This is a genomic window from Gemmobacter aquatilis, assembly GCF_900110025.1.
Classification (GTDB): Bacteria; Pseudomonadota; Alphaproteobacteria; order Rhodobacterales; family Rhodobacteraceae; genus Gemmobacter; species Gemmobacter aquatilis.
The window spans coordinates 155,269-169,621 of record NZ_FOCE01000002.1; the positions used below are offsets into that span (position 1 = coordinate 155,269).

Sequence of the window (14,353 nt, forward strand, 5' to 3'; positions counted from 1 at the left end):
AACCGCGATGAGCGCGCAGGATCAGATCCGCGAGACGATCGAGAAGAATGACGTGGTGCTGTTCATGAAGGGCACCAAGATGATGCCGCAATGCGGGTTCTCGTCCCGCGTGGCCGGTGTGCTGAACTACATGGGCGTCGATTTCGCCGATGTGAACGTGTTGGCCGATGCCGAAATCCGTCAGGGCATCAAGGATTTCTCCGAGTGGCCGACCATTCCGCAGCTTTACGTCAAGGGCGAATTCGTCGGTGGCTGTGACATCGTGACCGAGATGACCCTGTCGGGCGAGCTGGATCAGTTGTTCGAGTCGAAAGGCGTGGCCTATGACAAGGACGCCGCCGAAAAGATCCGCGCCGCCAACGCCTGAGCGTCGGAGGATATCACCCGCAGATACCAGAAGGCCCGCCAGACCGGCGAGCCTTTTTCATTCCACTGCAGCCCCGCGTCAGGCCAGCCGCTCTTCGACCTTCTGTGCCAGGGCTTCGGCCCGGGCGGCGATCTCGGCCAGCGTTTCGCCCACCTGCGGTGGGATCACCGGCACCTCGATGCGCAGCGGCTCGGGCACAGGGCGCGCCTCCAGCTCGGCCACGCGGGCTTGCAGCAGACGCAACTCGTCCTCCACCGCCGCCGTCTTGTCGGCCAGCATCAGCCCTGCCATCAGCAGCATCCGCCCCTCGGGCAGACGCCCCATCTGGGCGAGGATCGGTTGCGCCTCCTGATCCAGCATCTTGGCGGCGGAATGAAGAAAATGCTCTTCCCCCGCCTGGCAGACCACCTGGAACCCGCGCCCGCCAATCATAATTTCGACCTCAGGCATCCGTCTTCTCCGTTCCTGCAAGGATCGGGGTCAGTTCGGCCAGGATCTCGTCCAACTCCGCCACTTCGGACGAACGGGCGGCACGCAGCGCCTCCAGCTCGGCCAGCATGGCCTTGTTGAGAAGATGCGCCTCCACTTCGCCCTGTTTCTGTTCGCGCAACTGTCGCAGGCTTTCGCGCAGCTGGATCGTGCTCTTGCGCATCCGCTGCAATTCCAGCCCCTGCACGTCAAGCTGGCGGGTCAGCTGCTCCAGCCGCGCCTGCAGCTTCGCGCCTTCTTCGCCGTCCCGCTCCTTCACTGCGCGCAGCCGCTCGTTCAACTGGGCATTAATGGCGCGCTCGGCCTCCAGTGCGGATTGCAGCGCGGCAATCTCCGCCGCCTGTTCTCCCTCTGCCACCCCGGCCTGCGGCGGTGCCGCCTCAGCGGTGCTCAGCGCGTCCAGCCCGGCGCCGATCCGCGCCAAGGCTGCCGTGATGCGCCGCTCCAGCTCTGCCAAATCGCTCATGCTCTCTGCCTTCTTCGGTTCTTCCCTTGGGCCCCGCCCCATCGGGACGAATCGTAACGGGACCGTGTTTTCACGATCTTAACGCAAAGATTGTCGGGAATGTGCCCCCAATCGGTCCGTTTTTCCGCCGCGTATCGCCAATGCCGTGCTTGATCTTGGCGCCGGGGCTGGTATGGACCCAGCCAACGCCGTCACATCTTGAGGAATACCGCCTTGGATATCGCCAGCCTGCGCGCCCAGCACCCTGACCACTGGAAGAAAGCCTGCGCCATTCGTGTGCTCACGCTTGATGCCGTGGCCGCCGCGAACTCCGGCCATTCCGGTATGCCGATGGGCATGGCCGATGTGGCCACCGTGCTGTTTGAAAAGCACCTGAACTTCGATCCCACTGCCCCGCTCTGGCCGAACCGGGATCGGTTCATCCTGTCGGCGGGCCATGGCTCGATGCTGATCTACAGCCTGCTGCACCTGACCGGCTATGCGCAGGCCACGCTGGAAGAGCTGAAGAACTTCCGCCAATGGGGTGCCCGCACCGCCGGTCACCCGGAATATGGCCATCTGGAAGGTGTCGAAACCACCACCGGCCCGCTGGGTCAGGGCATTTCCAACGCCGTGGGCTTTGCCATGGCCGAAGAAAGCCTGCGCGCTCGCTGGGGCGCCAAGGTGATGGACCATTACACCTATGTCATCGCCGGCGACGGCTGCCTGATGGAAGGGGTCAGCCAAGAGGCCATCGGCATCGCCGGCAAGCACCAGCTGTCGCGCCTGATCGTGCTGTGGGACAACAACGGCATCACCATCGACGGCAAGGTCGAACTGTCGGACGTGACCGACCAGAAGGCCCGTTTCGCCGCTTCCGGCTGGGATGTGTTCGAATGTGACGGCCATGATCCGGTCGCCATCGACGCGGCAATCACCGCCGCCAAGGCCTCGCCCCGACCGGCAATGATCGCCTGCAAGACGCATATCGCGCTGGGATCTTCGGCGCAGGACACGTCGAAAGGCCATGGCGCGCTGACCGACAAGCAGTTGATCGCCGACACCCGCGCCGCCTATGGCTGGGAAAACGGCCCGTTCGACATCCCCGCCGATGTGAAAGCCGCATGGGAGGCCATCGGTGCCCGGGGTGCCGCCACCCGCGCCGCATGGGAGGCCCGTCTGGCAACCCTGCCCGCTGGCAAACAGGCCGAATTCGCCCGCATCTTCGCCGGGGATGCCCCCGCCAAACTCGCCTCGGTGATCCGTGGCGTGAAGAAGGCCGCCGTTGACGCGCCGAAGAAACTCGCCACCCGCTCCGCCTCGGAAGTGGTGTTGACGGCTGTCAACCCGGTGATGGGGGAAACCATCGGCGGCTCGGCTGACCTGACCGGCTCGAACAACACCAAGACCGCCGATCTGGGCGTGTTCGATCCGATCAACCGCAAGGGCCGCTATGTGTTCTGGGGCATCCGCGAACATGGCATGGCGGCGGCGATGAACGGCATGGCGCTGCATGGCGGCGTGCGGCCCTATTCGGGCACCTTCATGTGCTTCACCGATTACGCCCGCCCGTCGATGCGCCTGTCGGCGCTGATGCAGGTGCCGGTGGTCTATGTGATGACCCATGACAGCATCGGCCTTGGCGAAGACGGCCCGACCCACCAGCCGGTGGAACATCTGGCCATCTCGCGCGCCACGCCCAACACCCATGTCTTCCGCCCGGCCGATCTGGTCGAGGTGGCCGAGGCCTGGGAACTGGCGCTGTCCAGCAAGACCACGCCGTCGGTGCTGGCGCTCAGCCGCCAGAATCTGGCCCCCGTGCGCCTGACCCATACCAACCAGAACCTCTCCGCCCGCGGCGCCTATGTTCTGGCCGAGGCGACCGGGAAACGTCAGGTCATCCTGATCGCCACGGGCTCCGAGGTGGAAATCGCCATGAAGGCGCGCGAGATGCTGGAGGCCGAAGGCATCGGCACCCGCGTCGTCTCGATGCCCTGCATGGAGCTGTTCGCGCAGCAGGACGAAGCCTATCGCAAGAAGGTGCTGCCCGCCGGTCCGGCCCGCGTCGCCATCGAGGCGGGCGTGCAGATGGGCTGGGATCGCTGGCTGCTGGGCGAGCGTGGCAAGGAAAGCAAGGCGGCCTTCATCGGCATGACCGGCTTCGGCGCCTCGGCCCCGGCGGATCGGCTGTACAAGGAATTCGGCATCACGGCTGAAAACGCCGTCGCCCAGGCCAAGGCTCTGATCTGAGCGCCGGATCTGAGTGCAGTCCGAATTTTCGCAGAAAATTCGCCCCCGCAATCTGCAAAGGCCGCGCATCAGCGCGGCCTTTCGCTTTGGGTCAATGCGCTGCCGATTTCTTGCCGGTCAGCGCCGCGACGGCAGGCCCGATCACCCGCGTCGCCAGCGGGATCAGCGCCAGCCCCAGCACCAGCCCGAACACCCCGTCCAGCGTCGCCTTCACCGTCCAGACCACCAGCCCCTGCGCCGCAGGCAACAGCGCCCCGGTCCGTTCCGCCCAAACTTCGATCACATGACCGAATTCCCACAGATGCAGTTCGGCAAAGCCATGCAGCACGATGGACCCACCCACCCATAGCATCGCCAGCGTGCCTACTGCGGACAGCAGCGCCATCAGCTTGGGCATCGCCACCACCAGCCCGCGCCCGAGGCCGCGCAGCGCGCCGGTGCGCGCCGTGGCCGCCAGATGCAGACCGACATCGTCCATCTTCACGATCAGCGCCACCGCGCCATAAACCGCCACGGTGATCATCACCCCCACCACCGCCAGGGTGATCGCCTCCATCACCAGCGAACCTTCGGGAATCGTCGCCAACGCAATCGTCATGATCTCGGCCGACAGGATGAAATCGGTCTTGATCGCCCCCGCTACCTTTTCTTCTTCCAGATGCGCCGGGTCTTTGGTGTCGAAATCCGCCTCCACCACTTCGTCGCCATGCGGGGCCAGCATGTGGAACACCTTCTCGGCCCCCTCGAAACACAGATAGGCCCCGCCGATCATCAACAGCGGCGTGATCAGCCACGGCGCCAGCGCGTTCAGCGCCAGCAAGCCCGGCAGCAGGATCATCAGCTTGTTGCGCAGGCTGCCCTTGGTGATCTTCCAGATCATCGGCAATTCGCGCTTGGCGGAAAATCCATGCACATATTTGGGCGTCACCGCCGCATCGTCAATCACGACACCCGCCGCTTTTGCCCCCGCCTTTCCTGCCGCCGCCGCAATATCATCGACCGAAGCCGCCGCCACCTTGGCAATCGCCGCCACATCATCCAGCAGCGCCAGCAATCCGCTCATGTCCTGATCCCCTTGAAGTTCGCCCGCAGCTTATGCCATGCACCCTGCGGCGAAAACATGCCCATCGCACGCCCCTGTTAGCGAAAACACGGGAAGTTTGCGCTAACACAATGAATTTTATGCGAATTTTGACTTTGCGATATCGTCTGCCCAAGGTATAGGCAAGGCCATTGACGCGGGCTGACAGGACGGAGACCTCAGGGATGACCATCACCATCGGGATCAATGGCTTCGGCCGCATCGGGCGCTGCACTCTGGCTCACATCGCCGAATCTGCGCGCAACGACGTTCAGGTGGTGGCGATCAACGCCACCGGCCCGATCGAGACCAATGCCCACCTGCTGAAATACGACTCGGTTCATGGCCGCTTCCCCGGCCTCGTGAAGGTTGAAGGCAACACGCTGGATCTGGGCCGTGGCCCGATGCGCGTGATGTCCACCTACAACCCCGACGAGCTGGATTGGGAAGGCGTGGATGTGGTGCTGGAATGCACCGGCAAGTTCAACGACCGGGACAAGGCGGCTGTTCACCTGGGCCGTGGCGCCAAGCGCGTGCTGGTCTCGGCTCCGGCCAAGAATGCCGACAAGACCATCGTCTATGGCGTCAACCACCGCGCGCTGACCGCCGAACATCTGGTCGTCTCCAACGGGTCCTGCACCACCAACTGCCTGGCACCGCTGGCCAAGGTGCTGAACGATGCCATCGGAATCGAATCGGGTATCATGACCACGATCCATTCCTACACCGGCGACCAGCCGACGCTGGACCGCCGCCACAAGGATCTGTATCGCGCCCGCGCCGCTGCCATGGCGATGATCCCCACCTCCACCGGCGCCGCCAAGGCGATTGGCGAGGTGCTGCCGGAACTGAAGGGCAAGCTCGACGGGTCCGCCATCCGCGTGCCCACCCCGAATGTCTCTGCCGTCGATCTGACCTTCGTCGCGTCCAAGGATGTCACCGTCCATGACGTGAACGAAATCGTGCGCGAGGCTGCCGCCGGTTACATGGGCATGGTTCTGGCCTATGACCCGGAACCGAAAGTCTCGATCGACTTCAATCACACGCCGCATTCGTCTATCTTCGCCCCCGACCAGACCAAGGTCGTCGGCGGTCGCACCGTCCGCGTGCTGGCCTGGTATGACAACGAATGGGGCTTCTCCTGCCGCATGGCCGACGTGGCGGGTGCAATGGGGCGGCTCCTCCAGTAACGGAGGGGTCGTGACCGACCGCATCGCTCTCGTCCTCGGACTGTTGATCGTGGCACTGGCCGCGTTGGATGTCCTCGCCAATGGCGGGGGCATTTTGCTGTTTATTGCCAAGAAAATTGCCGATCTGACAGAATATCTGGCATTCTGGCGCTGAGTGGGCCGAACTTCCGGTTGATCTTTGCGCCGATCCGCTCATGTTAGCGCTATCAATGCACCGGAGATTCGCCGGCGCGTTTGCCCATGGGTAAGGAGGCTACCATGTCCGTCAAAGTGGCAATCAACGGCTTCGGTCGTATCGGGCGCAATGTGCTGCGCGCCATCGTCGAATCGGGCCGCACCGATATCGAGGTCGTGGCGATCAACGATCTGGGCCCGGTGGAAACCAATGCCCACCTGTTGCGCTTCGATTCGGTGCATGGCCGCTTTCCCGCCACGGTGACCACCGGCGAAGACTGGATCGACGTGGGCCGCGGCCCGATCCGCGTCACGGCGCTGCGCAACCCTGCCGATCTGCCCTGGGCGGATGTCGATGTGGTGATGGAATGCACCGGCATCTTCACCTCCAAGGAAAAATGCCTGGCGCATCTGGAAAACGGCGCGAAGCGCGTGCTGATTTCCGCCCCCGGCGAAGGCGCCGACAAGACCATCGTCTACGGCGTGAACCATGACACGCTGACCAGCGCCGACCTGATCGTGTCGAACGCCTCCTGCACCACCAACTGCCTGTCGCCGGTGGCCAAGGTGCTGAACGATGTGATCGGCATCGAAAAGGGGATGATGACCACCATCCACTCCTATACCGGCGACCAGCCGACGCTGGACACGATGCACAAGGATCTCTATCGCGGCCGCGCGGCGGCGCTCAGCATGATCCCCACCTCCACCGGTGCCGCCAAGGCCGTGGGTCTGGTGCTGCCGGAACTGAAGGGCAAGTTGGACGGCTTCGCCATCCGCGTGCCGACGCCGAATGTGTCGGTGGTGGATCTGAAATTCATCGCCAAGCGCGCGACCAGCGTCGAAGAGGTGAATGCCGCGATCAAGGCGGCGGCAGAGGGGCCGCTGAAAGGCATCCTCGGCTATACCGAGTTCAAGAACGTCTCGTCGGATTTCAACCACGACCCCCATTCCTCGGTCTTCCACATGGATCAGACCAAGGTGATGGATGGCACGATGGTGGCGATCCTCAGCTGGTATGACAATGAATGGGGCTTCTCGAACCGCATGGCCGATACCGCCGTGGCGATGGGCAAGCTGATCTGATCCGCGGGTAATTCCGACAGAACCGGCAAGGGCGCTTTCGGGCGCCCTTTTGCTTTGCCGCCAGCCATGCAGTTGCTGCATCGCGGCAATGCGCCCCACAACCTTGTTAGCGCCACCATTTCCGCCCATCTGTATCGGGTGGCAGGCATCCGGCCCGCCACGACACCACGCGGAAGTGGAAAGGATACGACAATGCTGAACCTGATCGAAAAACTGCAAAGCGCCGCCCGCAACCATGCGCGCTATGTGCGCACCCGTGACGAGATTGCGCGGATGCCGCTGGATGTGGCGCTGGACCTGGGGATCTTCCCCGGCGACGCCCATCGCATCGCCCATGAGGCAGTCTACGGGCGCGCCTGACGCGCGCCCCGGCGTCAGGCGTATTTGACCTTCAGCGCCTCTGCCACCGGCGGGGTGACGAATTTCGACACATCCCCCCCCAGCCGCGCGATTTCCTTCACCAGTTTCGAGGCAATCGCCTGCCGCCGCGCATCGGCCATCAGAAACACCGTCTCGATGCTGGAATCCAGCGCGCGGTTCATGCCAACCATCTGGAATTCATATTCGAAATCCGCCACCGCCCGCAGCCCGCGCACGATGACATTGGCCCCCACGTCGCGCGCGCAATCGATCAGCAGGTTTTCAAACGGGTGAACCACGATCTCGCCACCACAGGCTGCGGTGATCTTGGCACATTCATCCTCGACCATCGCCACCCGCTCTTCCAGGCTGAACAGCGGCCCCTTGTCGCGGTTGATCGCCACGCCGATGACCAGCCGATCCACCAGCTGGATCGCCCGCTGAATGATATCAACATGCCCCAGGGTGATCGGGTCGAACGTTCCCGGATACAGACCGATGCGCATGGGTCCCCCCTCTCATGCAATCGGAAACACGCAACAATATTGCGCGGCGCTTTGCAAGTGCGAAAGCGCCGCGCCGCAGCAATCAGTCGGGCACCCCGACCGATCAGAAGCCCTTGATCATGCCTTCCAGCGCGTCCTTCTCGGCGGCCAGCTCCATCAGCCGCGCTTTCACCACGTCCCCGATGGAGATCAGCCCGACCATCTCGTCGCCATCCATCACCGGCATGTGACGAAAGCGCCCGTCGGTCATCTTCTGCAGCAGATCATGGGTGCTGTCCTCGCGCTTGCAACTGACGATTTTCGCCGTCATCAGCGCGCTTGCCGGATCGGTCAGACAGGACGGCCCGCGCTTGCCCAATTCGCGCACCACGTCGCGTTCCGACAGAATCCCCGCAACATGCTTGCCATCGGATGATACGACCACCGCCCCGATGCGCCGCATCGAAAGCACATGCGCCACCTCAGCCACGCTCATTTCAGGGGTGACGGTGACCACACCGTCATCGGCCTTGGATTTCAAAATCTGCGAAACAAGCATCGGCTCCTCCTCATTCATATTCCGGCAACCACAGCGTTGCTCTTGCGAAATTTTATGTCAAGCGCTCGCCTCCAGACGCAAGACTTCTTTGCGAACCCCCTGCACCAGCAGTGCGGCAAAACGGCTCAGCCGCTCCACCCGCCCGTCATCGGCATGGCGAATCAACCAGAAGCTGCGCGTCAGGCTGACCTGCTCGGGGATGATGCGTTGCAATTCCGGCGCGGCGGGCAGCGCAAAATCATGCACCACCCCCACCCCGGCCCCATGGCGCAGCCAATTGAGCTGCACCGAGACGGAATTGGAGGCCAGCGGCACCGTCTGCGCGCCCAACTGCCCCAGATAATCCAGTTCCTTGTCAAAGATCATGTCGGGGATATAGCCCACCACCCGATGCGCCAGCAGATCCTCGGGCGCGCGGATCGCCTCATGCCGCGCCAGATACCCGCGCGAGGCGGCAAGGCTCAGCCGGTAATCCGTCAGCTTCTGCACCGACAGCCGCCCGGTTTCCGGCCGCGACACCGCCACCGCCATATCCGCCTCGCGCTTCGACAGGTTGAAGACCCGCGGCAAGGCGATGATCTGCACCTCCAGCCCCGGATTCTCGTCGCAGATCGCCGCCAGAACCTGCGGCAGCAGGTAATTCGCGCAACCATCCGGCGCGCCGATGCGGATCTGGCCCGAAAGCCCCTGCGCGCCGCGCAACTCCTCCACCGCGCCGACCATCGCCTGTTCCGCCCGTTCGGCATGGGTCAGGATACGCCCCCCCGCCTCGGTCAGCGCATAGCCCTGCGGGCTCTTGGCAAACAGCCGCGCGCCAAGGGCCTCTTCCAGCCGCGCGATACGCCGCCCCACCGTCGCCGGGTCCAGCCGCAGCACCTTGCCCGCGCCTGACAGGCTGTCATGGCGCACCACGGCCAGAAACAGGCGCAGGTCGTCCCAATCCATCGCACCCTCATTTTTGCAAAACGCTTTTGGAAACTTGCTGCTGTTAGCCGCGAAAATGCAAGCCTATTGTCCGCTCAGCAAATCGAGGGGGACCCCATGAAAGAGATCGGACACTGGATCAACGGCAAGGTTGTAAGCGGCACTTCGGGCCGCTTCGCCGATGTCTTCAACCCTGCCACCGGCGAAGTGCAGGCGCGCGTGGCGCTGGCCTCCAAGGCCGAACTGGATGCCGCCACCGCTGATGCCGCAGCGGCACAGGTGAAATGGGGCGCCACCAACCCGCAGCGCCGGGCGCGCGTGATGATGGAAATGGTGCGCCTGCTGAACCGCGACATGGACAAGCTGGCCGAAGCGCTGTCGTCGGAACATGGCAAGACCATCCCCGATGCCAAGGGCGACATCCAGCGCGGGCTGGAAGTGATCGAATTCTGCATCGGCGCGCCGCATCTGCTGAAAGGTGAATTCACCGACAGCGCCGGTCCGGGCATCGACATGTATTCCATGCGCCAGCCGATCGGCGTGGCAGCGGGCATCACGCCCTTCAACTTCCCGGCCATGATCCCGATGTGGAAAATGGGCCCGGCACTGGCCTGCGGCAACGCCTTCATCCTCAAACCCTCGGAACGCGCACCGACCGTGCCGATGATGCTGGCCGCGCTGATGCAGGAAGCAGGCCTGCCCGATGGCGTGCTGCAAGTGATCAACGGCGACAAGGAATCGGTCGATGCGATCCTGGATAACCCGATGATTTCCGGCATCGGTTTCGTGGGCTCCACCCCGATTGCCGAATACATCTATGGCCGTGGCTGCTCCAACGGCAAGCGCGTGCAGTGCTTCGGCGGCGCCAAGAACCACATGATCATCATGCCCGATGCCGATCTGGATCAGGCGGCGGATGCGCTGGTGGGGGCCGGTTACGGCGCTGCGGGCGAACGCTGCATGGCGATTTCGGTCGCGCTGCCGGTCGGCCAGAAAACCGCCGATGCGCTGATCGAAAAGCTGATCCCGCGCATCGAAAAGCTGAAGGTCGGCCCCTATACCGCTGGCAATGACGTGGATTACGGCCCGGTCGTTACCGCTGCAGCCAAGGCCAATATCCTGAAGCTGGTCGAATCGGGCGTGGCGCAGGGTGCGAAACTGGTGGTCGATGGCCGCGATTTCCACCTGCAGGGCTATGAGGACGGTTTCTTCGTCGGCCCGCATCTGTTCGACCATGTGACCACCGACATGGACATCTACAAGAAAGAGATCTTCGGGCCGGTCCTGTCCACCGTGCGCTGCGAAACCTACGAGCAGGCGCTGGGCTATGCCATGGACCACGAATATGGCAACGGCACCGCGATCTACACCCGCGATGGTGACACGGCGCGCGATTTCGCCAACCGGATCAATGTCGGCATGATCGGCATCAACGTGCCGATCCCGGTGCCGCTGGCCTATCACACCTTCGGCGGCTGGAAGAAATCGTCCTTCGGCGACCTGAACCAGCACGGGCCGGATTCGTTCCGCTTCTACACCCGCACCAAGACCATCACCTCGCGCTGGCCCTCGGGCATCAAGGAAGGCGCCGCGCTGAACTTCAAGCAGATGGACTGATTTGCGGCAGGGGGCCGCCCTGCGGCCCCCTGCGAAAACGCTCCGGTGGAGCGTTTTCAGCAAATCAGGCCCGAGGCACAAGCCGAGGGCCCGCACCGTCGGCCAAGATTTCCCCTGTATCGCCCCAACGGGGCGATACCCCCCTGCGGCAGCCCAACAGCCGCCCCCGGCCCGCGAAATTTGCCCTGCAAGACCGCCTCTTGCAAAACTCTCGCAACACTCGAAAAATAAACACACGTTCAATTCCAGCAAGGGAGGGCTCGGGATGGATTTCGCTTTGTCCGAGGAACAGCAAGCCATTTTCGATATGGCACAGGCGTTTGGACAGGAACATATCGCCCCCCACGCCCGCCAGTGGGAGGCCGAGGGCACGATTCCCCGCGCGCTTTGGCCCAAGGTGGCCGAGCTTGGTCTTGGCGGCGTCTATGTCAGCGAAGACTTCGGCGGCTCGGGCCTGTCGCGGCTTGATGCCACACTGGTGTTCGAGGCGCTGGCCATGGCCTGCCCCTCGGTCGGCTCGTTCCTGTCGATCCACAACATGTGCGGCGGCATGATCGACAAATTCGCCGCGCCCGAGATGAAAGCCCGCCTGCTGCCCAAACTGTGCAGCATGGACAACGTGTTCTCCTACTGCCTGACCGAACCGGGGTCGGGATCGGATGCCGCATCTTTGCGCACCAAGGCCAGCCGCACCGATGAGGGCTGGGTGCTGACCGGCACCAAGGCCTTCATTTCCGGCGGCGGCTATTCCGATGCCTATATCGTGATGGCGCGCAGCGGCGCCGACGGCCCGCGCGGCATTTCGGCCTATGTGATCGAGGCGGGCACACCGGGGCTCAGCTTCGGCGGGCTGGAAGACAAGATGGGCTGGCGCGCCCAACCCACCCGGCAGGTGCAGATGGATGATTGCGCGATCCCGTCCGACAACCTGCTGGGCGAGGAAGGCCGCGGCTTTGCCTATGCCATGGCGGGGCTGGATGGCGGGCGGCTGAACATCGCCGCCTCGGCGCTTGGCGGCGCGCAGGCGGCGTTTGACGCAACGCTGGGCTACATGGCGGAACGCAAGGCCTTCGGCAAATCGCTCGACCAATTTCAGGCGCTGCAATTCCGTCTGGCCGAGCTGGAGGTGAAACTGCAATCCGCCCGCACCTTCCTGCGGCAGGCGGCATGGAAGCTGGACGCCAAGGCCCCCGACGCCACCAAATTCTGCGCCATGGCCAAGCTTTACGTCACCGATGCCGCCTTTGACGTGGCCAACCAATGCCTGCAACTGCATGGCGGCTATGGCTATCTGGCCGATTACGGCATCGAAAAGATCGTGCGCGATCTGCGCGTGCACCAGATCCTGGAAGGCACCAACGAGATCATGCGCCTGATCGTCGCGCGCGGTCTGATCGAGGGGAAGGCATGAGCGATATCGACATCCGCAAACAGGGCCGCGCCGGGCACATCACCCTCAACCGGCCCGAGGCGCTGAACGCGCTCAGCTATCCGATGTGTCTGGCGCTGGATGCCGCGCTGATCGCCTGGCGCGACGACCCGGAGGTGGCGTTGATCGTGATCGACGCGGCGGGCGACCGGGCCTTCTGCGCGGGCGGTGACATTGCCCGGCTTTACGCCGAAGGCACGGCGGGCAACCACGCCCATGGGCAGGAATTCTGGCGTGACGAATACCGGATGAACGCCCGGATTGCGTCTTATCCCAAACCCGTCGTCGCCTTCATTCAGGGCTTCTGCATGGGCGGCGGCGTAGGCGTCGCCTGCCATGCCAGCCACCGCATCGTCGGCGACACGGCACAGGTGGCGATGCCCGAATGTGCCATCGGCTTGGTGCCCGATGTCGGCGGCTCGGCCCTGCTGGCGCGGGCGCCGGGCAAGCTGGGGGCCTGGCTGGGCACCACCGGCACGCGGATGGGGCCGGGCGATGCGATCTATGCCGGGTTTGCCGATCTCTACCTGCCCGAATCCGACTGGCCCGCCCTGATCGCGCAGCTTTGCGCCACGGGCGACACCGCCAGCATTGCCGCCAAGGCGCCGCCCCCGGCCCGCCTGCCCGCCCTGCAACCACAGATCGACCGGCATTTCGCCGAACCCCGCCTGCCGCTGGTGCTGGCCTCGCTGTCCGCCGACGACAGCGATTTCGCCCGCGACACGCTGAAAGCCCTGTCCAAGGTCTCGCCCCTCGCCGCAGCTCTCACCCTGGCACTGCTGGCCCAACACGGCCCCGCGCCGGATCTGCGCGCAGCACTGGAACGGGAATACCGCATCACCTTCCGCGCGCAGGCCCAGACGGATTTCCTCGAAGGCATCCGCGCCATGATCATCGACAAGGATCGCAAGCCGCGCTGGCGCCATGCCTCTGCCGCCGCCGTGCCGCAGGCCGAGATCGACCACCTTCTGGCGCCGCTGGGCGCCGACACCCTGACCTTTACGGAGTAACACCATGCGCATCGGTTTCATCGGTTTGGGCAATATGGGTGGCCCCATGGCCGCCAATCTTGCGAAAGCGGGGCATGAGGTGCGGGGCTTCGACCTTGCCGCCCCGATGCCCGAAGGCGTGACCCGCGCCGCCACCGCGACCGAGGCCGCCAGCGGCGCCGACGTGGTGCTGACCATGCTGCCCAACGGCGCCATCCTGCGCGCCGTGGCGGCCGAGGTCATCCCCGCCATGGAACCCGGCGCCGTGCTGTGTGATTGCTCCACCGTGGATGTGGACAGCGCCCGCGCCGTGGCCGCACAGGCCGAGGCGGCAGGCCTTGGCGCGCTGGATGCGCCGGTGTCGGGCGGCGTCGGCGGGGCTGCGGCGGGCACGCTGACCTTCATGGTCGGCGGGTCGGATGCCGCTTTTGCCACCGTCAAACCGCTGTTCGACATCATGGGGCAAAAGGCCGTGCATTGCGGCACTTCGGGCGCCGGGCAGGCCGCCAAGATCTGCAACAACATGATCCTCGGTGTCACCATGATCGCCACCTGCGAGGCGTTCGCGCTGGCCGACAAGCTGGGGCTGGACCGGCAGAAGATGTTCGATGTCGTCTCCACCTCCTCGGGCTATAGCTGGACGATGAACGCCTATTGCCCGGCCCCCGGTGTCGGCCCGAAATCGCCCGCCGACAACGATTACAAGCCCGGTTTCGCATCGGAACTGATGCTCAAAGACCTGCGGCTCAGCCAGCAGGCGGCGGAAAGCGCCGATGCCGATACCCCGATGGGCCAACTCGCCGCCGACCTCTACCGCCGCTTCGTCGAAGAGGAAGACGGCAAGGGGCGCGACTTCTCGGCCATGCTGCCACGTTTCAGCGCCCGTCATCGCGGCTGACCCTTGGCGC

General features: G+C 64.3%; 16 protein-coding genes. 10 read left to right on the forward strand and 6 right to left on the reverse strand.

The features are described 5' to 3' along the window. Window positions 1-7: 7 nt before the first annotated feature. Entirely contained in the window at window positions 8-367 is a 360-nt protein-coding gene (grxD, locus tag BMX43_RS04535) for a Grx4 family monothiol glutaredoxin (protein WP_091297648.1), read from the forward strand. A 78-nt stretch (window positions 368-445) separates the two neighbouring features. On the opposite strand, the gene BMX43_RS04540 is transcribed toward grxD, so the two are convergent. Together BMX43_RS04540 and BMX43_RS04545 are read right to left on the reverse strand one after the other, a co-directional pair. Further along, entirely contained in the window at window positions 446-817 is a 372-nt protein-coding gene (locus BMX43_RS04540) for a cell division protein ZapA (RefSeq protein WP_091297651.1), read from the reverse strand. Then, a complete protein-coding gene (locus BMX43_RS04545; RefSeq protein ID WP_091297655.1) occupies window positions 810-1,322 on the reverse strand; it encodes a hypothetical protein in 513 nt (170 codons plus the stop codon). The genes BMX43_RS04540 and BMX43_RS04545 overlap by 8 nt, the downstream gene beginning before the upstream one ends. Window positions 1,323-1,535: 213 nt before the next feature. Between BMX43_RS04545 and tkt the strand changes: the two genes are divergently transcribed. Beyond that, a complete protein-coding gene (gene tkt, locus BMX43_RS04550) occupies window positions 1,536-3,551 on the forward strand; it encodes a transketolase (protein ID WP_091297658.1) in 2,016 nt (671 codons plus the stop codon). A 91-nt stretch (window positions 3,552-3,642) separates the two neighbouring features. Here the strand turns inward: tkt and BMX43_RS04555 are convergent, their stop codons facing one another. Then, window positions 3,643-4,614 carry a DUF808 domain-containing protein gene (locus tag BMX43_RS04555; RefSeq protein WP_091297662.1) on the reverse strand — a complete coding sequence of 324 codons (972 nt, stop codon included), beginning with the start codon at window positions 4,612-4,614 and terminating at the stop codon, window positions 3,643-3,645. A gap of 203 nt (window positions 4,615-4,817) precedes the next feature. On the opposite strand from BMX43_RS04555, the gene gap (BMX43_RS04560) reads away from it, so the two are divergent. The 4 genes from gap (BMX43_RS04560) (at window position 4,818) to BMX43_RS19975 (ending at window position 7,442) form a co-directional block, all read left to right on the forward strand. After that, window positions 4,818-5,822 carry a type I glyceraldehyde-3-phosphate dehydrogenase gene (gene gap, locus BMX43_RS04560; RefSeq protein ID WP_091297665.1) on the forward strand — a complete coding sequence of 335 codons (1,005 nt, stop codon included), beginning with the start codon at window positions 4,818-4,820 and terminating at the stop codon, window positions 5,820-5,822. Between the two features lie 10 nt (window positions 5,823-5,832). Beyond that, window positions 5,833-5,976, forward strand: coding sequence for a hypothetical protein (locus BMX43_RS19740; RefSeq protein ID WP_091297668.1), 144 nt, complete (start codon window positions 5,833-5,835; stop codon window positions 5,974-5,976). Between the two features lie 104 nt (window positions 5,977-6,080). Further along, window positions 6,081-7,082 carry a type I glyceraldehyde-3-phosphate dehydrogenase gene (gene gap / locus BMX43_RS04570; RefSeq protein WP_091297673.1) on the forward strand — a complete coding sequence of 334 codons (1,002 nt, stop codon included), beginning with the start codon at window positions 6,081-6,083 and terminating at the stop codon, window positions 7,080-7,082. Between the two features lie 192 nt (window positions 7,083-7,274). After that, window positions 7,275-7,442 (forward strand): hypothetical protein, encoded by a 168-nt coding sequence (locus BMX43_RS19975; protein WP_217643932.1) that lies wholly within the window; start codon window positions 7,275-7,277, stop codon window positions 7,440-7,442. Window positions 7,443-7,456: 14 nt separating this feature from the next. Here BMX43_RS19975 and coaD read toward each other — a convergent pair whose 3' ends face one another. The 3 genes from coaD to BMX43_RS04590 form a co-directional block, all read right to left on the reverse strand. Further along, window positions 7,457-7,948: a pantetheine-phosphate adenylyltransferase gene (coaD, locus tag BMX43_RS04580; protein ID WP_091297681.1), complete on the reverse strand. Its 492-nt coding sequence runs from the start codon at window positions 7,946-7,948 to the stop codon at window positions 7,457-7,459. A 103-nt stretch (window positions 7,949-8,051) separates the two neighbouring features. After that, window positions 8,052-8,486: a CBS domain-containing protein gene (locus tag BMX43_RS04585; protein ID WP_091298973.1), complete on the reverse strand. Its 435-nt coding sequence runs from the start codon at window positions 8,484-8,486 to the stop codon at window positions 8,052-8,054. A 57-nt stretch (window positions 8,487-8,543) separates the two neighbouring features. Next, window positions 8,544-9,431 carry a LysR family transcriptional regulator gene (locus tag BMX43_RS04590; RefSeq protein WP_091297684.1) on the reverse strand — a complete coding sequence of 296 codons (888 nt, stop codon included), beginning with the start codon at window positions 9,429-9,431 and terminating at the stop codon, window positions 8,544-8,546. Between the two features lie 96 nt (window positions 9,432-9,527). Here BMX43_RS04590 and BMX43_RS04595 point away from each other — a divergent pair, with 96 nt between their 5' ends. The 4 genes from BMX43_RS04595 (at window position 9,528) to mmsB (ending at window position 14,343) form a co-directional block, all read left to right on the forward strand. Further along, window positions 9,528-11,027: a CoA-acylating methylmalonate-semialdehyde dehydrogenase gene (locus BMX43_RS04595; RefSeq protein ID WP_091297688.1), complete on the forward strand. Its 1,500-nt coding sequence runs from the start codon at window positions 9,528-9,530 to the stop codon at window positions 11,025-11,027. 265 nt (window positions 11,028-11,292) lie between these two features. Further along, window positions 11,293-12,438 carry an acyl-CoA dehydrogenase family protein gene (locus tag BMX43_RS04600; protein ID WP_091297690.1) on the forward strand — a complete coding sequence of 382 codons (1,146 nt, stop codon included), beginning with the start codon at window positions 11,293-11,295 and terminating at the stop codon, window positions 12,436-12,438. Continuing rightward, the gene (locus BMX43_RS04605) at window positions 12,435-13,466 is read left to right on the forward strand and encodes an enoyl-CoA hydratase/isomerase family protein (protein WP_091297693.1); all 1,032 of its coding nucleotides are present in this window, start codon (window positions 12,435-12,437) and stop codon (window positions 13,464-13,466) included. Before BMX43_RS04600 ends, BMX43_RS04605 begins: the two co-directional genes overlap by 4 nt. A 4-nt stretch (window positions 13,467-13,470) precedes the next feature. Beyond that, window positions 13,471-14,343: a 3-hydroxyisobutyrate dehydrogenase gene (gene mmsB / locus BMX43_RS04610; RefSeq protein ID WP_091297696.1), complete on the forward strand. Its 873-nt coding sequence runs from the start codon at window positions 13,471-13,473 to the stop codon at window positions 14,341-14,343. Window positions 14,344-14,353: the final 10 nt, after the last annotated feature.

What these genes read in the sequence shown, in the direction of transcription:
- grxD (WP_091297648.1), top strand. Translation starts at nt 8, where the DNA reads ATGAGCGCGCAGGATCAGATCCGCGAGACGATCGAGAAGAATGACGTG.
- BMX43_RS04540 (WP_091297651.1), bottom strand. Translation starts at nt 817, where the DNA reads ATGCCTGAGGTCGAAATTATGATTGGCGGGCGCGGGTTCCAGGTGGTC.
- BMX43_RS04545 (WP_091297655.1), bottom strand. Translation starts at nt 1,322, where the DNA reads ATGAGCGATTTGGCAGAGCTGGAGCGGCGCATCACGGCAGCCTTGGCG.
- BMX43_RS04555 (WP_091297662.1), bottom strand. Translation starts at nt 4,614, where the DNA reads ATGAGCGGATTGCTGGCGCTGCTGGATGATGTGGCGGCGATTGCCAAG.
- gap (WP_091297665.1), top strand. Translation starts at nt 4,818, where the DNA reads ATGACCATCACCATCGGGATCAATGGCTTCGGCCGCATCGGGCGCTGC.
- gap (WP_091297673.1), top strand. Translation starts at nt 6,081, where the DNA reads ATGTCCGTCAAAGTGGCAATCAACGGCTTCGGTCGTATCGGGCGCAAT.
- BMX43_RS19975 (WP_217643932.1), top strand. Translation starts at nt 7,275, where the DNA reads ATGCTGAACCTGATCGAAAAACTGCAAAGCGCCGCCCGCAACCATGCG.
- coaD (WP_091297681.1), bottom strand. Translation starts at nt 7,948, where the DNA reads ATGCGCATCGGTCTGTATCCGGGAACGTTCGACCCGATCACCCTGGGG.
- BMX43_RS04585 (WP_091298973.1), bottom strand. Translation starts at nt 8,486, where the DNA reads ATGCTTGTTTCGCAGATTTTGAAATCCAAGGCCGATGACGGTGTGGTC.
- BMX43_RS04590 (WP_091297684.1), bottom strand. Translation starts at nt 9,431, where the DNA reads ATGGATTGGGACGACCTGCGCCTGTTTCTGGCCGTGGTGCGCCATGAC.
- BMX43_RS04595 (WP_091297688.1), top strand. Translation starts at nt 9,528, where the DNA reads ATGAAAGAGATCGGACACTGGATCAACGGCAAGGTTGTAAGCGGCACT.
- BMX43_RS04600 (WP_091297690.1), top strand. Translation starts at nt 11,293, where the DNA reads ATGGATTTCGCTTTGTCCGAGGAACAGCAAGCCATTTTCGATATGGCA.
- BMX43_RS04605 (WP_091297693.1), top strand. Translation starts at nt 12,435, where the DNA reads ATGAGCGATATCGACATCCGCAAACAGGGCCGCGCCGGGCACATCACC.
- mmsB (WP_091297696.1), top strand. Translation starts at nt 13,471, where the DNA reads ATGCGCATCGGTTTCATCGGTTTGGGCAATATGGGTGGCCCCATGGCC.